Source organism: uncultured Nostoc sp. (assembly GCF_964245575.1).
Classification (GTDB): Bacteria; Cyanobacteriota; Cyanobacteriia; order Cyanobacteriales; family Nostocaceae; genus Nostoc.
Map to the genome: position 1 here is coordinate 3,901 of NZ_CAXTNP010000102.1, position 21,034 is coordinate 24,934.

General features: G+C 44.0%; 17 protein-coding genes. 9 read left to right on the plus strand and 8 right to left on the minus strand.

Annotated features, from left to right (window positions below):
- Window positions 1–215 precede the first annotated feature (215 nt).
- On the minus strand, window positions 216–1,340 hold the full coding sequence (gene bchI / locus ACFFAP_RS17470) for a magnesium chelatase ATPase subunit I (RefSeq protein WP_375512388.1): 1,125 nt from the start codon (window positions 1,338–1,340) through the stop codon (window positions 216–218).
- A 451-nt stretch (window positions 1,341–1,791) separates the two neighbouring features.
- On the opposite strand from bchI, the gene ACFFAP_RS17475 reads away from it, so the two are divergent.
- The 4 genes from ACFFAP_RS17475 (at window position 1,792) to ACFFAP_RS17490 (ending at window position 6,583) form a co-directional block, all read left to right on the plus strand.
- Complete coding sequence (locus ACFFAP_RS17475) at window positions 1,792–3,042, plus strand: glycoside hydrolase family 10 protein (protein ID WP_375512389.1); 1,251 nt, start codon at window positions 1,792–1,794, stop codon at window positions 3,040–3,042.
- 376 nt (window positions 3,043–3,418) lie between these two features.
- On the plus strand, window positions 3,419–5,689 hold the full coding sequence (locus tag ACFFAP_RS17480) for a DEAD/DEAH box helicase family protein (RefSeq protein ID WP_375512390.1): 2,271 nt from the start codon (window positions 3,419–3,421) through the stop codon (window positions 5,687–5,689).
- A 263-nt stretch (window positions 5,690–5,952) separates the two neighbouring features.
- Entirely contained in the window at window positions 5,953–6,171 is a 219-nt protein-coding gene (locus ACFFAP_RS17485) for a hypothetical protein (protein WP_375512391.1), read from the plus strand.
- Window positions 6,164–6,583, plus strand: a complete 420-nt coding sequence (locus ACFFAP_RS17490) for a hypothetical protein (RefSeq protein WP_375512392.1) — start codon at window positions 6,164–6,166, stop codon at window positions 6,581–6,583. The genes ACFFAP_RS17485 and ACFFAP_RS17490 overlap by 8 nt, the downstream gene beginning before the upstream one ends.
- Window positions 6,584–6,636: 53 nt before the next feature.
- On the opposite strand, the gene ACFFAP_RS17495 is transcribed toward ACFFAP_RS17490, so the two are convergent.
- Window positions 6,637–7,374, minus strand: coding sequence for a Ycf66 family protein (locus ACFFAP_RS17495; RefSeq protein ID WP_375512393.1), 738 nt, complete (start codon window positions 7,372–7,374; stop codon window positions 6,637–6,639).
- 410 nt (window positions 7,375–7,784) lie between these two features.
- Here ACFFAP_RS17495 and gndA point away from each other — a divergent pair, with 410 nt between their 5' ends.
- Window positions 7,785–9,269 (plus strand): NADP-dependent phosphogluconate dehydrogenase, encoded by a 1,485-nt coding sequence (gndA, locus tag ACFFAP_RS17500; RefSeq protein ID WP_375512394.1) that lies wholly within the window; start codon window positions 7,785–7,787, stop codon window positions 9,267–9,269.
- A 707-nt stretch (window positions 9,270–9,976) separates the two neighbouring features.
- On the opposite strand, the gene ACFFAP_RS17505 is transcribed toward gndA, so the two are convergent.
- Window positions 9,977–10,900, minus strand: a complete 924-nt coding sequence (locus ACFFAP_RS17505; RefSeq protein WP_375512395.1) for a LysR family transcriptional regulator — start codon at window positions 10,898–10,900, stop codon at window positions 9,977–9,979.
- A 120-nt stretch (window positions 10,901–11,020) separates the two neighbouring features.
- Here ACFFAP_RS17505 and ACFFAP_RS17510 point away from each other — a divergent pair, with 120 nt between their 5' ends.
- The 3 genes from ACFFAP_RS17510 to ACFFAP_RS17520 all read left to right on the plus strand — a co-directional run bounded on the left by ACFFAP_RS17510 (window position 11,021) and on the right by ACFFAP_RS17520 (window position 13,537).
- Window positions 11,021–12,112, plus strand: coding sequence for an NAD(P)-dependent alcohol dehydrogenase (locus ACFFAP_RS17510; protein WP_375512396.1), 1,092 nt, complete (start codon window positions 11,021–11,023; stop codon window positions 12,110–12,112).
- Between the two features lie 104 nt (window positions 12,113–12,216).
- A complete protein-coding gene (locus ACFFAP_RS17515; RefSeq protein WP_375512397.1) occupies window positions 12,217–13,242 on the plus strand; it encodes an NAD(P)-dependent alcohol dehydrogenase in 1,026 nt (341 codons plus the stop codon).
- A gap of 34 nt (window positions 13,243–13,276) precedes the next feature.
- Entirely contained in the window at window positions 13,277–13,537 is a 261-nt protein-coding gene (locus ACFFAP_RS17520; RefSeq protein WP_375512398.1) for a hypothetical protein, read from the plus strand.
- Between the two features lie 2 nt (window positions 13,538–13,539).
- On the opposite strand, the gene ACFFAP_RS17525 is transcribed toward ACFFAP_RS17520, so the two are convergent.
- Window positions 13,540–14,682 (minus strand): protein kinase, encoded by a 1,143-nt coding sequence (locus tag ACFFAP_RS17525; RefSeq protein WP_375512399.1) that lies wholly within the window; start codon window positions 14,680–14,682, stop codon window positions 13,540–13,542.
- A 128-nt stretch (window positions 14,683–14,810) separates the two neighbouring features.
- The gene (gene cax / locus ACFFAP_RS17530) at window positions 14,811–15,908 is read right to left on the minus strand and encodes a calcium/proton exchanger (RefSeq protein ID WP_375512400.1); all 1,098 of its coding nucleotides are present in this window, start codon (window positions 15,906–15,908) and stop codon (window positions 14,811–14,813) included.
- A 524-nt stretch (window positions 15,909–16,432) separates the two neighbouring features.
- Here cax and ACFFAP_RS17535 point away from each other — a divergent pair.
- Window positions 16,433–19,183: a DUF3536 domain-containing protein gene (locus ACFFAP_RS17535; protein ID WP_375512401.1), complete on the plus strand. Its 2,751-nt coding sequence runs from the start codon at window positions 16,433–16,435 to the stop codon at window positions 19,181–19,183.
- Window positions 19,184–19,312: 129 nt separating this feature from the next.
- Here ACFFAP_RS17535 and ACFFAP_RS17540 read toward each other — a convergent pair whose 3' ends face one another.
- The 3 genes from ACFFAP_RS17540 to ACFFAP_RS17550 are packed head-to-tail and all read right to left on the minus strand — an operon-like array spanning window position 19,313 to window position 20,972.
- The gene (locus ACFFAP_RS17540) at window positions 19,313–19,585 is read right to left on the minus strand and encodes a hypothetical protein (protein WP_375512402.1); all 273 of its coding nucleotides are present in this window, start codon (window positions 19,583–19,585) and stop codon (window positions 19,313–19,315) included.
- A 36-nt stretch (window positions 19,586–19,621) separates the two neighbouring features.
- Entirely contained in the window at window positions 19,622–19,867 is a 246-nt protein-coding gene (locus ACFFAP_RS17545; RefSeq protein WP_375512403.1) for an HNH endonuclease, read from the minus strand.
- 7 nt (window positions 19,868–19,874) lie between these two features.
- Window positions 19,875–20,972 (minus strand): Gfo/Idh/MocA family protein, encoded by a 1,098-nt coding sequence (locus ACFFAP_RS17550; RefSeq protein WP_375512404.1) that lies wholly within the window; start codon window positions 20,970–20,972, stop codon window positions 19,875–19,877.
- Window positions 20,973–21,034: the final 62 nt, after the last annotated feature.

Below are 21,034 nucleotides of genomic sequence, written 5' to 3' on the forward strand. Positions count from 1 at the left end.
AAAAGTTAGGAGTTAGGAGTTAGGAGTAGTGAGTTATGTACTTAGTCTTCAGTGAGGAATAAAAGTTGTGAGTTATGAAGCAGCTTTCCATTCAAAACTCCTAAGGATTTGTGTAAAAATAACCTGAACAATTTTTGTGTGAAAGCTAGATTGAGCAAGCTATTCCAAATAAATTTTGTACAACTTATTTTTACATGATGCCTAACTCCTAACTTTTAACTCCTAGCCCCTAACTTTTGACCTGTGCCGTTTTTTTGTGCAGTATCACTTTCTGGTAGTTCGACGCCAAAGACGCGGCTAAAAACTTTGGCGACTTTGTAGCCAGAATCAATCGATTCTAAGGGGTCTTTCCGCAGCCTGTGACGCAAGCATAGCGTAATTACGCGGTGGATATCATCAACTGTAACTTCAGTGCGTCCTTCATAAGCTGTTAAAGCTTTGGCGGCGCGGTTACTAACAATGTCACCCCGCAAACCATCTACATCCAGTTCAGAGCAGACTTCAGAAATTTTTACCCGTAGTTCATAGTCAATTTTTACTTCTGGCAAAAGCTGTTGAGCATTGACAATTTGCTCTTGCAGTGCTTCTTGCTGGGGTTGGTAATTTTCGAGAAATACTGGCGGATTTTGGTCAAAATCCGCCCGTTGTTCCACGATTTGCACCCGCAAGGCTGGTTCTTTTACAGTGTGGATTTCTGCGTGCATTCCAAAGCGATCGAGCAGTTGCGGGCGTAGTTCGCCTTCTTCCGGGTTTCCAGAACCCACAAGAACAAAACGCGCTGGGTGACGGATAGAAATACCTTCTCGTTCTACAGTGTTCCATCCACTCGCGGCGGAATCGAGTAGCACGTCTACAAGGTGGTCATCTAGTAAGTTGACTTCATCCACATAGAGAATGCCTCGGTTAGCCTTTGCCAGCAGTCCCGGTTCAAAAGCTTTGACACCTTCAGATAAAGCTTTCTCAATGTCGATTGTGCCACAAACTCGGTCTTCTGTAGCTCCTAGCGGCAGGTCTACCATTTGGACTTTTTTGTGAGCTACAGGAATTTGGGCCCCTTGTTCTAACAGTTGGCGGACTTCATCACTCATCAAGTCGGGGTCGCTAGGATCACTACTGAAGGGGTCATTGGCAACCACAGAAATTTCTGGCAGCAGATCCGCCAGCGCCCGGATAGTTGTGGATTTACCGGTGCCGCGATCGCCCATGATCATTACACCACCAATTTTGGGGTCAATCACGTTCAATAGGAGCGCCAGTTTCATTTCTTCCTGGCCCACAATTGCCGTAAAAGGAAATACCACGCGACGCGCACTTGCCGTGGATTGAGCAGTTGGACTCACTAAATTACCTTAACAATATTTTTCTTATTACAGTTCTTTATTGTGACACAGGTAGGGCGTGGGAGAAATCAATTCAAAATTCACTCATTCAAAATTCAAAATTGTACCCTTACAGGGAAGCAAGCTACGCGTAGCGTCTCGTAGACAAGAAAAAGACTGGGGGAGATGTAGCTTTAGCTTCGCGCAGTGTGGGAGTTCAGGAAGATGAAGTATAACCAATGCCCAATAGACATTGGGCACTAATCACTACTAATTGCGTCAAGCATCTTATAACTTTGCTAGGTCTGCTTTAGTTTTTCTGGTGCAAAAGTTCTATAAGCAGGGAACGAACAACTACCAACTCATCAATCCTAGTAAGCATAAATACTTGTAGATTATATAAATGGTTAGTAAATTCAATCATCAAAGCGAGCAATAGGGTGTGTAGGTGGCTAATGCATCATTCAAATCTATGAAATTACCTTTTCTTGTTCAAAGTTGGCGGCGTAGATGCACAGCAGCTTGTCGTCAGACATTGCTCAAGTATCTTTTTGCGATTCTCATTTTAATATCCTTTGTTACTGTATTACTGGTAGGCAACTTCATGCCTGCGATCACCGAAGGTGGGCGCTTCAGCGCCATCGCACAGCTACCGCGTCAGGAAATTCGCGGGGTTTGGATGACCACCAATGATTTTGACACTCTTAAGAGTCGCGCCAAAGTGCAGGATGCGGTGAGTGAACTACAACAGATGAACCTCAACACAATCTATCCTGTGGTGTGGAATTCTGGCTATGTGATGTATCCCAGTGCCCTAGCACAACGTGCAGGTATTCAACCTTTTGTCAACAAAGGTTCAGATGGGCATGATATTCTGGCAGACCTGATTACCCAAGCCCATCACAAAGGATTGCTAGTAATTCCCTGGTTTGAATTTGGTTTCATGGCTCCTCCAACGTCGGAATTGGCAATGAATTATCCTGATTGGTTCACACAAAAGCGAGATGGTAGCCAAACTTCGATTAGTGCGGCGGGTGAGGTTATGTGGCTTAATCCGTTCTTTCCGCAAGTGCAACAGTTCATCACCAACTTAGTGCTAGAAACTGTCACGCAATATGATGCCGATGGTATTCAGTTTGACGATCACATGAGTTTGCCTCACGAGTTTGGCTACGACCAATATACAGTTGCTTTGTACACCAAAGAAACCAATAATCCTCCACCAAATAATTCCCAAGATGCGGCATGGGTAAAGTGGCGGGCAGATAAAATTACGGCGTTCATGGTACAACTTAACCAAGTTGTAAAGCAGAGAAAACCTCAAGCGATTTTCTCTGTTTCTCCTAATTACTATAATTTGGCTTACAAGTTTCACCTGCAAGATTGGCTAAGTTGGATGCGGCAAAATATTGTGGACGAGTTAATTGTGCAAATTTATCGTCCGAATCTGCAAAGTTTTGTAGCTAATATTTCCCGTCCAGAAATTCAAGAAGCGCAACAAATAATTCCAACTGGAATTGGTATTATGACAGGGTTACGAAATAATCCAGTTCCTATGCAACAAATTAAGTCTCAGGTGCGGGCTGCCCAAGAACGCGGTTTAGGCGTAACCTTCTTTTATTATGAAACTCTTTGGAACGATGCTCTAGAACCTTTAAATGAGCGACAAGCTGGATTTGCAACTTTCTTTCCATCTCCCGCACTCCGCGCCAGAATTGAATAACTTTTCTGTTCCAGATGATGTTACTGGACTAGAAATTAAGGTTTTTACTAATGGTAGTGCGTAGCCGCTGTACGGCTTGTCGTCAGATATCGCCTGTTGTCCTGAAAGGCTCAGATTCCTAACTTCTCCAAAGAAGCCGGGAATCTTGTAGGACAAAGCCCAAAATAACTCTAATCGTACTTTCAAAAGGGCGATTGCCTGTAATAAGTATTTATTAATACATTCATTTTCTATATAAATATCCTGGTAATTAGTTAGACAGCGCTCTCGGTTTGGGAATACTGACAATTAGGGTAATGGATTGCTGCAATCCGTTGAGGTAGACCTAGTTCCAGCCACTCCCTTAAAGCACAGTCTTTCTAGGATTTTACTTATTATGCCAACCGTTCAAGTTGAATACGCAGGTCGGATCGAAGTTCAAAGGGGTGAGACTCCCAAAGAGCTATACTTTCACCAGAATGAAGCAATTAAAGCACTGAATGAAACCAATAAAGATGGCTTTGAAGGCTTGCTAGTTCTACCCACAGGCGGCGGGAAAACTTTGACAGCAATTCACTGGCTACTACGTAACTTCATTAACAACAAGAAAAAAGTTCTATGGATTGCTCATCGTCATGAACTACTTGACCAAGCATTTGAGACACTTCGACTTAGTGCCTATTCATCATTATTGAGTAATGTATCAGGATTTAGATACCGCATTATCTCAGGTCATCCTAAACATGGACGACCTGTACACATTGAACCCAGTGATGACATCATTATTGCCAGTAAAGATAGTCTAAACAGTGGGCTTGATTACTTGTTGACAAACTGGCTCGGTCACTTACAAGAAGTTCTTTTGGTAGTGGATGAAGCACATCATGCAACAGCTAAGACCTATCGTAAATTAATTAATGCTGTCAAAGATGATCTAAAGAAGCGAGGTCATGATAACGGCTTTCAAATGCTAGGGCTAACAGCTACTCCCTTCCGAACAGATGAGAGTGAAAAGAGTTTGCTAAAATTAGTTTTTCCCAAAGATATTATCTTTTCAGAACATCTAAGAAACTTAATTAATAGAGGAATACTTGCCGAACCTATTTTTGAAAATCTCAAAACTAAGATAGAGATAAATAAAAAATTAACAGCCAGGGAAATAAAAAATATTGAAGACTTTGATAAGCTGCCAAAAAATATTGCTGAGGATATTGCTAAATCTTATGAGCGTAACAAGATAATTGTTAGTCATTATATCAATAATCAGAAAAAGTATAAACCTCTTCTGATATTTGCAATCGATGTCATACATGCAATTGCCCTGAACAAACTGTTTACAGATAAAGGAATTAATTCTGATTATGTTGTATCTTCAGTTCAAGATTTAACTACAGGTATTACAGTTGCTGCAAAAGACAATAAAGAAAAAATACAAAAATTTAGAAATGGAGAGCTTGAGGTATTGATCAATGTAGAAATATTAACTGAGGGGACAGATTTACCTAACGTACAAACTGTTTTTCTCACAAGACCTACCGCGTCCACAATATTAATGACACAAATGATAGGGAGGGCTTTACGTGGGCAAAAAGCAGGCGGCACAGAAAAAGCCTATGTAGTCAGCTTTATTGATGACTGGGAAGACAAAATTAACTGGGTGAACCCAGAAAAGCTTCATTTTGAAGATGATGCAGAATTTATTGAGAAAGATATTCCATCAGGTAATAGAACTGCTCGGCTAATATCTATTGAGATGATTGAAGAGTTTACTCGCATCATGGATGAATCCATTAATACTACTGGGTTAGAAAAATTAGTATTTTTGAAAAGGATTCCTCTTGGAATTTATCGTTTTTCCATTCTTGAACCGTCTGAAGGATCTGAGCCTAAGCCTACCAACTATGATGTGTTGTTATATGATGACACAGAAGAGGCATACGACAACTTTGTACAAGATTTGAAAGTTATATTTCAAAGTATTGATTTACAAGACAGGGAAATCTTGACCCAAGTAGAACTTGATCTTCTTTTGAAAATTGCAAAGGAAATTTATTTTCCTGACTATCAAACTTTACTGGGCTATAGAGATGAAGATGTAAAAAATATCTTGCGTTTCTATGCTCACAAGGAACAAAAACCAGATTTTCTAGCCTTCAGCGAAAGAAGAAAATGCGATTTATCTATTGTAGCAAGACATATCTACGACAATTCATTAGGTGGTCAAGCAAAGTCTGACTATATCAATTCTCTCTGGAATGATGAAACGTCTTTTTGGCAAGTTTTATTTAGTAACAACAACCTATATTTCAGGAGACAGTTGGACATTGAAATTCTTAAAATTGAAGGTGTATACCCTAATGTTGTAGTATTAAGACCAACTGTAATCTTTGACAATGTACCAATAGAGAAGTTAACTCTATATGAAATCAAAGAGCGAGATATTCTTGAATACAGAAAAATTAAAAATGCTGTATTCGCCAAGCACACAGATGCAAAAGGGTTTATAACTTGTGCAATGAGTAAAGTTAAAACTCAGATGCGGAGAGATTTTCAAATTGATCACATTAAACCTATGTCTCAAGGTGGTTTAACTACCATAGATAATCTGCAATTACTGACACGTAAAGCCCATATAGAGAAAACCTGTAGAGAGAATATAAGACGATAGTATTTTACAGGATGTCTCAGAAGTATCAAATATTTGCCAACCTCCCCCTAAAAAATGGGTAATAAGAGTTTCAAAATCTCCCTTTTTAAGGGGGATCTGGCGGTATATCTAAGCGTTTGGTGTATATAAAAAATTTTTCAGACATTCTTTCTCTAAGCCTTGCTATGACTAAGAACAAGGCACTAAAAATTGTAGCTTGCGGCTTCTCTCCTAAAACTATGCTCTAAAATTTATGTAACCTAAATTCATTAAAGCCTTAACTTATGCTTCTTACCGAACTCATACCGCTGCTTAAAGAATTATCCCACACTGATAAACTCTTACTAATGCATTTCCTGGCAGCCGAATTAGTAAAGGAATCAAGTTTAGTTCCATTGGATGCTCAGGACAAAGTAGCAAGTCTTGGCTTATATGATTCTTTTGAAGCTGCTGCTGTTTTAGCGAAGGCACTAGCAGAAGAAAAAGCGGCAACACATGGTTGATAAAGTTAGATTTGCATTTACTGAGGTAAATCCAGAACTCGGTGCATTAAGTAGGCTGCCTTATCTACCGCTAATTCTAACTTATCAGAATCGTTGTGTAAGCGTATCAGGCTTACTAGATACTGGTTCTAGTGTCAACGTATTGCCCTACGAAATCGGATTAAGGCTGGGAGCAGTTTGGGAACGTCAAAGGCTCTCAGTTCCATTGGGTGGTAATTTGGCTAGGTTTGAGGCGAGAGCATTGGTGTTGATGGCAAATGTTGAGCAATTTCCGAGAGTAGAGCTAGCTTTTGCTTGGACAAGAAATAGAAACGCCCCATTGATTTTAGGACACATGAATTTCTTTTTAGCGTTTGATGTGTGCTTCTATCGTTCTGAATTAGTGTTTGAAATTAGCCCTAAAATAGCATGATGGAAATAGTGAAACCCAACATTATATTAGGTTAACGCTGGGTTTCACTGCATTCAACTAGCTTGATTAGGCGGTATTTCTTCAGGTGGTGCTTCTGCCGGGGGAGCGAGTACCGCATCCGGCGCAATGTCTTCTACGGGAATCGGTTGCTTCTCCTCAATTTCAAAATCTGCTTGTACTGCTTCCACCAATTCAGGAGATGGGGGATGTGGTGGAATCGCTTCCGGTACAGTCTCGGTTTTTGCTTCGGTGTCGGTAGTAACTGTCTCCTCTACTGGTTGTTCTGGTATGGCAGTAGTTTTATCGATAATCTCAATAACAGGTTTCTCTGCTAGTACAGAGGTAATGTCTTCAGGTTTGGGGGTTGTGGGTGTTTTTTTACTCCCAGTTTGTTGCACTTTATCTTTCACACCACTGAAGGTGCTACCAAGACCTTTTTGCAACTGGCCCAGCCGTTCCTGAAGGGAGAACTTATTTACCTGTTCCTGAATGCCAGTTTTCACCGTCTCAGGACTGGGTACTTGAGTTTGTTGTACCTGCGGCGTCAATTGCCGACGTAATGATAGAGTTTGCCAGCCAAACCAGACCAAAAGAGCCACACTAGCCACATGACCGAGCAACAAACCCCCAGTAATGCGTGGTGCAAACACCCATAAGACTAAGGCGTAGAACAGTCCTACACCACTCCAGATAAAATCATTCTTGCGGTGGATTTCTGGAAAAAAGAAAGCTGCTATGTAAATGGCTAAACTACCAAAACCGACCACCAAAGCTAGGACAAATGCCAGCATTATTTGGTTACTCCTTTGACTAGGGACTGGGGACTGGGGACTGGGGACTGGATATTAGGTATTAGGAAGAAAAACTAATTTAATGAATTATACCAAGTTGTCATAGATAGTATTATTTGGTTAAAAGCTAGTCCAGCAGAGCTTAGATACTAAACAATACTAACTTTGGCAACTTGTTATTAAATTTATTCCTAGTCCCTAGTCCCCAATCCCCAGTCCCCAATCCCTTAACTAACAATTTTGCAAGTCAATTGTTGATTTAGATACAATTTAAAATTAATTATCCGTGTTAGTTGTAGATTTTTGTCAGTTATATCAACTCTTAAGGTCTTCTTTAGGAGAGAAGGGAAAATCTCGGATTACCCTTAAGGTAAAAGGATCTGCAAGAGTTAGCCAAACATCTGGAATTTATGACACTACAAAGCTTTGGTGTGATTGGATTAGCCGTTATGGGTGAGAATATCGCTCTAAACGTGGAGCGTAATGGCTTCCCAATTGCAGTTTACAACCGCTCCCGAGAAAAAACGGATGCCTTTATGGCGCAACGTGCGCCAGGACGGAACGTCAAAGCCGCTTTTACTCTAGAAGAATTTGTCGCCGCATTGGAACGTCCCCGTAAAATTCTGATAATGGTGCAAGCTGGTAAGCCAGTAGATGCAGTGATTTCTCAACTCCGACCTTTGCTAGATGAAGGTGATATCATTATCGATGGTGGCAACTCTTGGTTTGAAGATACCGATCGCCGTACCAAGGAATTAGAACCTGCTGGATTTCGGTTTATCGGGATGGGTGTTAGCGGTGGTGAAGAAGGTGCGCTAAATGGCCCCTCACTGATGCCTGGAGGTACAGAAAGCTCCTACGAGTATCTATCACCAATTTTTAATAAAATTGCTGCCCAAGTTGACGATGGCCCTTGCGTAACCTATTGCGGCCCTGGTGGTGCTGGTCACTACGTCAAAATGGTACACAACGGCATTGAGTACGGCGATATGCAGCTGATTGCTGAAGCCTACGACTTGCTGAAAAATGTTGCTGGACTAGACCATAATCAGCTACACGAAGTTTTTACCGAGTGGAACACCACCGACGAACTCAATTCGTTTTTGATTGAAATTACGGCAAAGATTTTCCCCTACATTGACCCAGAAACAAATCTACCCTTAGTCGATTTGATTGTTGATGCCGCAGGGCAAAAGGGAACCGGACGCTGGACAGTGCAAACCGCAATGGATTTGGGAGTTGCTGTACCAACAATCATTGCAGCTGTGAACGCCCGGATCATGTCTTCCTTCAAAAAAGAGCGGGTAGAAGCATCCAAGATACTTACAGGCCCTTCTGGCAAGTATGAGGGAGATACCAAAGCCTTTATCAATATGGTGCGAGATGCCCTGTATTGCTCGAAAATCTGTTCTTACGCTCAGGGCATGGCACTGCTAGCTACAGCTTCAAAAACCTATAATTTTAACTTGAATTTAGGTGAAATGGCGCGGATTTGGAAGGGTGGCTGTATTATTCGTGCTGGATTTTTGAATAAGATTAAGAAGGCATTTAACGAAAATCCAGCGCCACCTAACCTACTATTAGCCCCAGAATTCAAGCAGACGATTCTCGACAGACAAACAGCTTGGCGCGAAGTGTTGGCAACAGCAGCAAAACTGGGAATTCCAGTGCCAGCATTCAGTGCGTCATTAGATTATTTTGACAGCTATCGACGCGATCGCTTGCCTCAAAACCTCACTCAAGCTCAACGCGACTACTTCGGGGCGCACACCTACGAGCGACTTGATAAGCCCGGAGCCTTCCACACCGAATGGACACCGATTTCTGAAGCATCAGTGCAAACTTCCACACCAAGAGAGCTGCAAGCTACAGAACCAACTACACCTACAAATTAGAGAGTTTTAGATTGTAAATTTGAAAGTGGCTCTGTAAGAGCCACTTTTTTTTGTCAGTTATTACTATTAATTGTTAATTATTCACTGTTAAGCTAATGCACATTTAACTTGCATATTTTTCATTTTATAAAATCAGTTAATACTACCCGTAATGGAGCAGCCATTGAGCAACATCCTGAGTCTATAAGTCTTTTTTCTATCTTATATTTAATTCAACCCACCTACTTACGCAGAATTAACCCAACGCTACCATTGTTGTAAAGACATAAAAGAACGCAGCGTTACATAAATGCTGAATTAAATAAATTCGAGTAAAAGCGTGCTGTTATGCCTGCTAAAGGTTTTCTAACTCAATCCCAAAAAGACAATTTACAAAAAGCCTTAAAAGAAAGCGATCACTGTGAGTTAACACAGAAAATATTGATGTTACTTTTGATGAATGACCTGTAGTCCAAATATCAATTTAGTAGAATTAGTCTGGCATTCTAAAGACATAATTTATCGCTCACAAATTATTTAAATTACTAAAGTAACTGAGAAATTTATTAGACAGACTCTTAAATTAAGAAGAATTAATTATTAAATGGCAGCGAAAATAAAAAATAAGGGTAACACTGTTATTGCAAGTTAAATGTGGAACAGCTTATCTTTGGCAACTTGGTATTAGTAGCCGAAAAGTTGTAATTTCAATTCGACCCAAACCGGATCTACATTCTTGTTTGTGCAGTTTGCCCATAAGCCCATTTGACCCGCAGAGCATCAATCAACGCGGCCAATGCCGGCGGCGTTTGGCGGCGGTTTGGATGATAAAGGTAGTAGCCGGGAGAGGTCGGGCACCACTCTGCCAAGACCTGGATCAGCCGACCCTCGGCAACATGATCGGCAATTTGATCCTCATAGAGATACCCAATCCCCTGTCCTGCCAACGCAGCAGCTAGAATCAGATCGCCGTCATTGAAGACGAGAGGCCCATCGACCCTAACTTGAAACGGCTGCCCATCTTCCTCAAACTCCCAAGAATAAAGACCTCCAGCTGTCACGAATCGATAGTTGATGCAGCGATGTCCGGCGAGGTCTTGCGGTGTGTTCGGTACGGGATGGTTAGCGAAATAGATTGGCGACCCGACGACTGCCGCTCGGATATCCGGGCCGACCCGCACGGCAATCATATCTTTGGCGACCTTCTCACCAAACCGGATACCGGCATCATAACGGTTCGCAACAATGTCGGTTAGACCGTCGTCTATCGTAATCTCGACGCGGATATCCGGATATGCATCGAGAAAACCGGGCAGCACGGGCGATAGCACAGAGGTGGCCGCGTGCTTAAACGTGGTAATGCGTACGGTTCCAGCAGGCTTGTCACGCAACTCACTTAGGGCTGTCAGCTCGGCGCTGATATCCTCGAAGGCAGGTCGTAAGATTTTTAACAGTCGTTCGCCAGCCTCGGTCGTCGAGACTCTCCGGGTAGTTCTTGCCAGTAATCGCAAGCCAAGACGGTCTTCGAGCGCCTTCATTGCGTGGCTCAAGGCAGATGGGGACATACCCAGCTTCGACGCGGCGCGCGTAAAGCTCATCTCATCAGCGACCACCACGAATGCGGCTAAGTCGTTCAGTTCGTCACGCTTCATTACTGCATGTATTTCATAAGTTTATTCCGATTATGCCATCTAGTCAAAGGATTGTATCCGATCTATATTTACTGCACATAGATTAAATCGCCCCTGGCTTACAAAGAGGAAGAAAAGCAAATGCCAAGCAATACCTCTCTCGAACAAAATCAATCGCTGCGGTGCTGTTATGGACTTGCTGCTTTAGGTCAAGGCGATCGCCTGGTTTCCTGGGCTTTTGATCGAAGGGAGTTACGACCCAACGATATTGCCGTGAAGATCCAGTTCTGCGGCGTCTGCCACAGCGATCTGCACGCAATTCGGGGGAAGAGCCGCTTTCCTTTAGTTCCGGGTCACGAGATGGTTGGCGAGGTAACAGCAATCGGTGCAGATGTAACGAAATTCCAAATCGGCGACGCTGTGGTGGTGGGCACGATCGTCGATTCCTGCCGCCAATGTCCACCGTGCAAAAGCCATTTAGAGCAATATTGCCGCGAAGGTGTGACGAACACCTACGATGGCATCGACAGGCACGACGGCAGCATCACACGCGGGGGCTACTCGAACGAATATGTTGTCGATACCCATTTTGCCTATCACATCCCATCAGGTCTCGATCCGGCAAGCGTAGCACCCCTGCTCTGCGCGGGGGTGACAACCTGGTCGCCGCTTCGCCACTGGGACGTGGGACCTGGCAAGACGGTTGGTATTGTGGGGCTGGGCGGTCTCGGTCACATGGCAGTGAAATTTGCTCACGCGTTGGGCGCTCATGTCGTCCTATTCAGCACGTCTGCGGGAAAGCTTGCCGATGCGAAGGCATTGGGAGCTGACGAGGCGATCGTGTCAACCGACGAGGCACAAATGGCAGATCAAGCATTCCGCTTCGATTTCATCCTTGATACGGTTTCATCCCGCCATCCGCTCAACTCGTATCTGCGATCGCTCAAGCTTGATGGCACGCTCTGCTGTCTTGGCATTTCCGCAGATATGGATTTCAGTCCCGTCTTGCTGACGATGGGACGGCGGCGGCTGGCGAGTTCAGGGGTGGGGGGTACGCGTGAAACGCAGGAGATGCTAGATTTCTGTAGCCAGCATAATATATCAGCCGATGTCGAAATTATCTCGGCTGCGGATATCGACGACGGTTTTGAACGGCTTGAGCGGGGAGAGGTGCGCTATCGTCTGGTGATCGATATGTCCACGCTCGAAGCACCAGCCAAGGTCACTGCCTGATCTTTCCAAGCGGCGAAGTCTGAAGCCATATCAAAGAACTCCAGCATTCAGAGGTGAATCGACCAAGTTCGCGCCGAGAAAAACTACTTAAACAGGAGATTAACATGCGACGTTGGATTTTGAAGGCTGGAACTACCGATCTTGAGGGACTGGTTCTTGAGGATACACCAATGCCGGAGCCTGGCCCGGGGGAAGTGCGAATCCGCATTCATGCAGTGTCACTCAATTATCGTGACCAGCTTGTGCTGAAGGGGCTAAACGGTAGGCTGCCTGACAGGGATCTCGTGCCAGTTTCGGACGGAGCGGGTGAAATTGATGCGATCGGTTCTGGCGTCGATACATGGGCTGTCGGCGATCGGGTCACGGGGTTGTACTTTGCATGGCTCGGAGGGACGCCCAAAGCGGAGTTAGGTTTCGGTCTAGGTTCGCTTGATGAAAATGGGATGTTGGCTGAATATGTCGTTCTGCCCGTTGATCGCGTCGTGCGTGCGCCAGCCAGCTTGGACTACGCCGAAGCGGCAACCCTGCCCTGTGCCGCGCTTACAGCTTGGAACGCCCTTTATGGCGACCATCCGATTGGATCGGATAGCAAAGTTCTGGTTTTGGGTAGCGGTGGTGTATCACTCTTTGCCATGCTCCTAGCACGTGCGGCAGGCGCTCAGGTGATCGCCACGTCGAGCCAGGATGCCAAGCTGAAGCGATTGGTCGCCCTTGGTGCCAGCGATGGCGTCAACTACCGTGACACTCCAAATTGGGGAAAAGCGGTGTTCGAGCGGACAGGCGGCGTTAACAAGGTAGTCAACACCGCCGGCACAGGGACGCTGAACCAGTCGCTGGCAGCCCTCAGCTATGGCGGCGAAGTAGCCCTGATCGGATTAATGACGTTCGACGATGGGCCACTGGAATATGGAGCGCTGATGGGTAAGGGTGCCACCGTCCGCGGCATCTCTGTCGGCAATGCAAAAATGTATGAAGCTTTGGTGCAGGCGATCGACACGCACCAGGTTCGACCGCCTATTGATCGCAGGTTCCGCTTCGAGAACGCCAAGGACGCTTATCAAGCTCTGTCGTCGCAGGAACTCTTCGGCAAGGTCGCGATCGATCTGTCGGATCGCAAAAGCCGCATTTGATCGCCACCGGGGTTGCACAGATACCCACTAGCACTTGAGAGAACGCAATGCAATTACCCAAACTCACGAAACCTCGTCTGTTGGATGCTGCTGCTCACCACCGGCGCGATCGGCTCGGCGTAGCCGTTGGCCAGGAGCGCCAGTCCGCCACACCGTTCGACTTCAAACAGGTGGCTTGATCGATTTCTGGCGGATCGCTTCGATCCCAAACGATCAAGCTGGTGAAGACGAGCTATTCCGATATAAAGATTGCACAAACGAAGTCAGCCGCGTGCTGTCCTTCCCACTACCTTAATATTAAGAGTTATTATTACCAAGATATTTAGCTTTTAATTCTTCTAATTCTTCATCTATTTTGCTTTTACTAGGAGGCTGAGATGTGGGGTTTGGTGATTGTATTTTATTTGGTTGAGGTTTGCTGTTACCCAAAAATTGGGTTTTCATTTCTTCTAACTCTTTCTCAAGTTGACTAGGAGATTTCGATACAAAAGTGGATGCAGAATTGAGTGGTGATTGAGGGATAGGTTTTTGTGCGATCGCTGGTGTGACTGCTACTTGCGACCGTTGATTTAAGTCTTTGAGAACTTCCTCTACTGTTTGATAACGCCGAATTGGAATACTTTCTAGCATATTGTTGAGAATACGACTCAACTGATTAGTGACGGGAGTTTGTAAGTATTGCTGCCAAACCCATGTATCGTTGTTGGTATCGTAAGAATCGAAGGGCGATCGCCCAGTTAATAAATTAATACAAGTAGCACCCAAACTATAAATATCGCTGGCAAAAACAGCCCTACCTCTCATTTGTTCAGGCGCAACATATTCTGGACTGCCAATACTAGTACCAGTTTTATTTAAGGCAGCGCCAGTAGCAGATTTAGCAGCACCAAAATCTACTAATACTAGTTTGCCTTGAGCATTGCTCTCACGAATAATATTTTCTGGCTTGATATCGCGGTGAATTACGTGTCTAGTATGACAAAATTGCAAAACTGACAATAAATCGTTTAATAGTTGCCAGATTTGCGTTTCACTAAAAGCACCTCTATGTGCCAATTCCTGGGCTAAGTTTTGCCCGTCAATAAATTCTTGTACAAGATACTGCCGAGCTTCTTGGGTAAAATATGCCAGTAGTTCGGGAATTTGGGGATGTTTGCCCAATTCATCTAACTGCACCGCTTCTTGGTTAAATAACTCTACGGCTTTGGCCAGAGTGTTAGTGCCTTGGGATTGAGGATAAAATTGCTTAATTACACAGCGTGGTTTTGAGGGTTTATCCTCATCCACAGCTAAGAAGGTTTTGCCAAAACCACCTTGTCCGATTGGTTTGATAGCACGGTAACGTTCTTTGAGGAGTAACTTGGTACCGCAAGTCCGGCAAAACTTGACATCATCAGGATTTTCCGGCTTGGGACAATGGGGATTAAGGCAGTAGCTCATATAGGCGATCGCTCTTATATCTCTTTATTTTCTCCTGTCCCAGGCAAAAGCGGGTTTAGATTTGCTAATTATCCAGTATTAAGCTAGTGAAAGCTAATTAGACAAGTCATCACCCATAGCACTGCTAATTACCCCATACCTTCCATAACTGGATGAAAGTAGAAGGCGAATCCCAACACTGTATAAGCAGCTAATAATAAAGTGCCTTCCAGCCAATTAGACCTACCATCGGAACTAATACTGTTTGCAATCAACACTGACACAACTACAGCGACTAATTCAAAGGGTTTGAAATCTAAATCCATTGGTTGACCCAATACCCGCCCTGCTATTACCAACACGGGCGCGACAAATAAAGCAATCTGCATACTCGATCCCACAGCTACCGACAGGGAAAGATCCATCTTATCTTTCATCGCCACGGTGACTGCTGTGGCGTGTTCAGCCGCATTACCGACGATGGGAACCAAAATTACCCCTGTAAACAGCGCCGTCAAACCTAGCTGAGATGTAGCCACTTCCAGAGAATCGACCAACATTTCTGATTCAATTGCCACTAGCAAGGTACATACTAGCAGCACGCCAACCCATAAAGCCATATTTGGTTTAGCATGAGATATTTCCTCAACTTCGGATTCTGCCTCCGCTACACCCACATCATAAAGATAAGAGTGAGTTTTCATCGAAAATAGTAGCGTTAGGGCATAAACCAAGATTAATACTACGGCAACAGCAATAGAAAGATTTTGCAGTGTTTGTTGGTTAATTCCTTGAGAGGTATAGTTCATTGCCGTTGGCATCAAAATCGCAATCACCGCTAAATTCATCGAAGCAGCATTTACCCGCGCCACAATTGGCTGAAATGTCTGTTCTTTGTAGCGCAGTCCTCCCAAAAGCATGGAAAAACCCATTACCAGCAGTAAGTTGCTAATAATCGATCCCGTGATACTAGCTTTGACTATATCTATTAACCCAGCATTCAGTGCCACTAAGGCGATGATTAATTCTGTAGCATTGCCAAAGGTGGCGTTTAACAAGCCCCCTAGCGATGGCCCAACTACGACAGCAATTTCTTCTGTGGCTGTACCCATCCAAGCTGCTAAGGGCAAAATTGCTAATCCAGCTGTAATGAAAACTATTAATTCTCCCCATTCCAGAAAGTGGGCTGCTACAGAAACCGGGATAAACAGTAGTAAAGCGAAAAGAATAATGTTTTTGGTTGACATTTGTTGTTTTGGGTTGAGGGTATCATTCACAGCGAGCAATCCTAAATTTTAAATTTGGAGTATTGAATCAACAATCTTTTTCACTCAACACTCCGACATAATACTCTCAACCGTCTGTAGAGCAATTCAGAAATTTTACTGTTTTCAGTTCACTACTGTGTATGTGAAATTAGATTGCGATATAATGAGTTATTGTAATCTTTTGTTGCAAAACTATGAATTTGAGCCAAAATATTACACTAAAAATGGGGTTTAATATATTAAAAGACAATTAAATTTTGATTGGCGCCCAATAAGACAAAACCCCTAACTCAGGCCTTGTTCAATGGCTAATTACTTTAAGCCTTCAGGGAAAGGGCTGTGCGATAACGCAGATTTGCCACTACAATAAAACAGCTTTGTCAAAATTTGGTTGAATTCCATAGTTGTCGTTTATACCGGATTTTGTGTTCAAACTATTGGATAAAGGTTTACGCACAATCTTTTCGGTGCAACTGCAAGTTTTTTGTTTTGGATAAATATACATGACTTCTGCTGCTGAAATGCCAGCTAGCTCTGGCTCAACGTTAACATTACATTCAGATCCCAATAACACCAAAGAAATCGATCCCCTGAGAAAGGCTAATGGTGTTTATGTGACGGTGCATGGTCATTTTTACCAGCCACCAAGGGAAAACCCTTATCTGGACGCAATTGAACGCCAACCGAGCGCTGCACCTTTCCATGACTGGAATGAGCGGATTCATTGGGAATGCTATCGCCCGAATGCCTTTGCCAGAGTCTTAAATGACCAAGGCGAAGTGGTGGGGATCGTCAACAATTATGAGTATTTTAGTTTTAATATTGGGGCAACGCTGATGTCGTGGCTAGAACGCTACGATGTGGAGGTTTATCAGCGAATTTTAGAGGCGGATGCCAAGAGTAGCGATCGCTTGCATGGTCACGGTAATGCGATCGCGCAAGTATACAATCACATCATCATGCCTCTGGCGAACGAACGCGACAAATATACCCAAATTCGCTGGGGTAAAGAAGACTTCCGCTCCCGCTTTGGACGCGATCCCGAAGGGATGTGGCTAGCAGAAACTGCTGTAGACTACGCCACCCTAGAAGCTCTTGTTGCTGAGGGTATCCGCTTCATTGTCCTTGCACCGTCTCAAGCACTGCGTTGTCGTCCCCTCCCCACTCCAGATCATCCCCATCCTGAATGGATCGAAGTCGGCGGTAGTCAGATTGATTCTACCCGTCCCTACCGTTGTTATTTGAAGCCCACACTCTTACCTTCATCTTCACCTCTGAGTGCGATCAAAGAAGGGAGTAGGGATAGTAACCACTCCCCACTCCCTAGTACAGACGCGATTAATCGCGTCTCCCCCCCCTACATTGATATCTTCTTCTACGATGGCCCGATATCGCGGGACATGGGTTTTAGTGATGTAGTTTATAATTCCAGTCACTTTGCCGGACGTATCGGTTCGGCGGTGCGTGGGGATCATCGTCTGGCACAGTTGATTTCTGTAGCGACAGATGGGGAAACCTTCGGACACCACAAAAAGGGAACTGAGAAAACTTTAGCCTACGCCTTTACTAAAGAGTTTCCTCAACAGGGTTGGACGGTGACGAACTTCGCTCACTACCTCAGCTTAAATTCTCCGAGTTGGGAAGTGGAATTGAAGTCAGTCACAGCCTGGAGTTGCGCCCACGGTGTCGGCAGATGGGAGGATGACTGTGGTTGCGGTGGAGAAGGCTCAGTTTGGCATCAGAAATGGCGTCGTCCCTTGCGGGATTCCCTAAATTGGCTGCGGGATCAGCTAACTGAGGTGTATGCAGAACATGGTAGACAGTTATTTCGTGATCCCTGGCTAGCACGAGATGAATATATCCAAGTATTGCGCGATCGCTCTGCTACCAATGTCAACCGTTTCCTCGCCCGTCATCAAACCCACAAACTAACGGCAGCCGAACAAGTAGACGCTTTGCGCTTGTTAGAAATGCAGCGTCACGCTTTGTTGATGTTCACTAGTTGCGGTTGGTTTTTTGAAGAAATTTCCCGTCCAGAGGGGACACAAATTCTGCGCTACGCCGCTCGTGCTTTGGAATTGGCAGGGGAAGTGGCTGGTGTGCAGTTGGAAAAAGGCTTTGTCAAACGTCTGGGTTTAGCCCCCAGTAATGTGGATCAGTTCAAACACGGTGCGGAAATTTATCGCCAACTAGTGCTAACTGCTCAACTTGGCTTTAAACAAGTTACAGCCCATTACGCCATTACTTCCCTGTTTCGTAATCAGAAACTAGTAGAGACGCGCAATTCTCTGCCGAGAAAAGATGCTGTGGACAAACAGTCTCAGCGTTACCACAAAAAGGTTTATTGCTATGCTGCCAATGAGTTAGATTACCAATTGCAACGCATGGGATCGCTAACTCTGGCTGTCGGAAATTTAAAGCTGGTATCAGAGATTACTTGGGAAAGTGAGCATTTGGTATTTGCAGTTCTGCATTTGGGAGGCTGGGATTTCCACTGCTGCATTCAACAATTTACCGGGCGGCGTAACTACAGCCAATTAAAAGAAAAGCTGTTTGGGGCACTGCAACAAGCTAGTGCGGCTCATACTATTTTGGTGATGACACAGCTATTTGGAGAAGAAGCTTTCAGCTTGCAAAATCTATTTGCTGAAGAACGCCACCGAATTATGGGGCTACTTAGTCAGGAAACACTGACACGTTTAGGACAATTGTATACCCAAGCCTACCGTGATAATTATGGTGTGCTGATGGCGTTTCATCGAGATGAAATTGCAGTACCGCAAGAATTGCAGGTTGCAGCAGATATTGCTTTAGGGCATCGCTGTTTGATGACATTACGATCGCTTGAGCAAGATATCGCTGATCCCCAAAAGAGTTGGAGTCACATCTTAGAATTGGAGGCGATCGCTACTGAAGCAAAACATCTGCGTTGTCGGCTGAATATTCCCGACGGTAAGCAGATGTTAGAACAGTTAATTGCGCGATCGCTCTGGCAATTGTTGCACGATGCCAATGGTAGTTTTAATGCAGATATCCAACTGTTGGAACGATTGATTGATGTCGGGGATCAACTAAATATTGATGTTTCCCTACAGCGATCGCAGGAACTATACTTTAGTTGTCTGCACAGTCAGATAGCGCCGGTGTGTATCACTAGCTTTGGTAATGAAGCAGATAATCAGTGTCTTCAGTTGCTCAAGTTGGGCAAAAAGTTAGCCGTTGATGTCAGCATGATCTCAAGTCAGTTGGGATAGATGTAGTAGGGTAGCACAGCTGTGCTACCCTACCGTGTGGTCTATTTATGAAAATTGCTGTAATTCAGTTGGGGTAAAAATATCACACACAGAGAAGGGGAAAATTTTCCCCTTTTTTTTTAATATCCTTTACTTAATCTGAGAGCGATGTCTAATGACAAGCCGCTTTGCGTCTACGCAATGGTAGGGATAAAGCCACTCACACTTGAAGAGTCCGTGGGTATGTTTCTCAAAAAAGGTTCCTGCATGGCGTCCAGGTGATATATCGATCCCAGCTTTCGTTTTAATCTCATATAGCCAGGGAAAGGCTACTACTAAAATAGCTATGACAGCAAAGAGGTAGAGAATCGTAGTTCTAATATTGAGAAATCTTAGGGAATTGCTATTGTGATTTTGAGGCATAGATAATCAGAAACTAATAGCTCATCCGATCCTAACCTAAAGCTGAAAATATCGCCGGAAGCGGGGATCAATGTTGCCTGTTTTCTGCTGGTTGCAGTTAAGACACAGGGTTTGTAAATTGCTGATATCATTTTGACCGCCACGGGCGAGGGGAATAATATGGTCAATGCTGAGGTTAGTTTCTCCAGTAGTTTTACCGCAGCTTTGGCATTGGTATTTGTCACGTTGAAAAATATATTTCTTTACTTCCGGCGGGATAGAAATGCGGGGAGTTTTGCTCATTTTCTCTCTAGTTGCTAATAAATCCTTCCAAGCTCGGTACATCTACCCAACTTGCTTTTGTATGAGATTCATGAGATAAATCCATCAACAACTGAGAATAAATTCCTTCTCGCAGCGATGGTATAATTTCCTGATTGCGGTCAATTCCTTGCACCCATTGGTCTACTACGCGGATAAATGCTGAAATGCGCCCATCAGCATAATTTTTCGGAAATATTAACCGATTCGGTATTTCTATTTCCGTTAGGGGTTTACCTGGGCGGGAACCCCAAACACGAAAACCATGTATATAATCTTTTTGATTTTCACTACCCACAATTAATGTACCGCGATCGCCATATACTTCTACCCAATGAGTTCTTGGTGCATGAACTACCGCACTGATAGAAAGTTGGCAAGGTATACCATCTGCTAATTCCAGTGTTAATATACAGTTGTCATCTGTATCCACTGGCTTAGATTCCCCACTAACAGGGTCAACTCGTGTAGGAATAGCAGTAGTTAAATGGGCGTTTAATCTACGCACAGGGCCGAATAACCAGTGAATGTAATCGAAGGTGTGGGAACCCAAAGATCCCAATGCACCGCCTCCTTTCTTCTTGTCAGAATACCAATTCCAAGGGCGTGAAGTATCAGCACGAGAAGAACCCAACCAATCAATTTTAATTAGGCGCAACTTACCCACATAATCTTCTGACAATAATTCAGCAAACAACTGCCATCCTGGTACAAAGCGAAATTCAAAATCTACAGTCGCAATAACACCTTTTGCTTTAGCTAACTGATAAAGTTCTTTAGCCTCAACTGCATTTAAAGTTGTCGGTTTTTCCAATAATAAATGTTTCCCAGCTTGCAATACAGTTTTTGCCATTTCATAGTGCAAAAATGGCGGCGTAGAGATGCTAACTGCTTGCACTTCTGGTAATGCCACAATATCTGTAAGTGAGTCGGAGGCGTGGGGAATATTATGAGATTCTGCTATGGCTTTAGCTTTATTTATATCTCGATGATAAACAGCAACTACCTCAGTTTGAGGATGTGCTTGGAATCCAGGGATGTGGACTTTTTGACCAAATCCAGTGCCTGCGATCGCAATCCCAATCATATCATTATATACTCCTCTAATTAGACATTTTAATTAATAATATCATTTCATGTCTCATATCT

Coding starts and splice junctions, on each gene's coding strand:
- ACFFAP_RS17525 (WP_375512399.1), bottom strand. CDS start 14,682: ATGAGCTACTGCCTTAATCCCCATTGTCCCAAGCCGGAAAATCCTGAT.
- ACFFAP_RS17550 (WP_375512404.1), bottom strand. CDS start 20,972: ATGATTGGGATTGCGATCGCAGGCACTGGATTTGGTCAAAAAGTCCAC.
- ACFFAP_RS17510 (WP_375512396.1), top strand. CDS start 11,021: ATGCCAAGCAATACCTCTCTCGAACAAAATCAATCGCTGCGGTGCTGT.
- gndA (WP_375512394.1), top strand. CDS start 7,785: ATGACACTACAAAGCTTTGGTGTGATTGGATTAGCCGTTATGGGTGAG.
- ACFFAP_RS17475 (WP_375512389.1), top strand. CDS start 1,792: ATGAAATTACCTTTTCTTGTTCAAAGTTGGCGGCGTAGATGCACAGCA.
- ACFFAP_RS17540 (WP_375512402.1), bottom strand. CDS start 19,585: ATGCCTCAAAATCACAATAGCAATTCCCTAAGATTTCTCAATATTAGA.
- cax (WP_375512400.1), bottom strand. CDS start 15,908: ATGTCAACCAAAAACATTATTCTTTTCGCTTTACTACTGTTTATCCCG.
- ACFFAP_RS17545 (WP_375512403.1), bottom strand. CDS start 19,867: ATGAGCAAAACTCCCCGCATTTCTATCCCGCCGGAAGTAAAGAAATAT.
- ACFFAP_RS17485 (WP_375512391.1), top strand. CDS start 5,953: ATGCTTCTTACCGAACTCATACCGCTGCTTAAAGAATTATCCCACACT.
- ACFFAP_RS17515 (WP_375512397.1), top strand. CDS start 12,217: ATGCGACGTTGGATTTTGAAGGCTGGAACTACCGATCTTGAGGGACTG.
- ACFFAP_RS17495 (WP_375512393.1), bottom strand. CDS start 7,374: ATGCTGGCATTTGTCCTAGCTTTGGTGGTCGGTTTTGGTAGTTTAGCC.
- ACFFAP_RS17480 (WP_375512390.1), top strand. CDS start 3,419: ATGCCAACCGTTCAAGTTGAATACGCAGGTCGGATCGAAGTTCAAAGG.
- ACFFAP_RS17505 (WP_375512395.1), bottom strand. CDS start 10,900: ATGAAGCGTGACGAACTGAACGACTTAGCCGCATTCGTGGTGGTCGCT.
- ACFFAP_RS17535 (WP_375512401.1), top strand. CDS start 16,433: ATGACTTCTGCTGCTGAAATGCCAGCTAGCTCTGGCTCAACGTTAACA.
- ACFFAP_RS17490 (WP_375512392.1), top strand. CDS start 6,164: ATGGTTGATAAAGTTAGATTTGCATTTACTGAGGTAAATCCAGAACTC.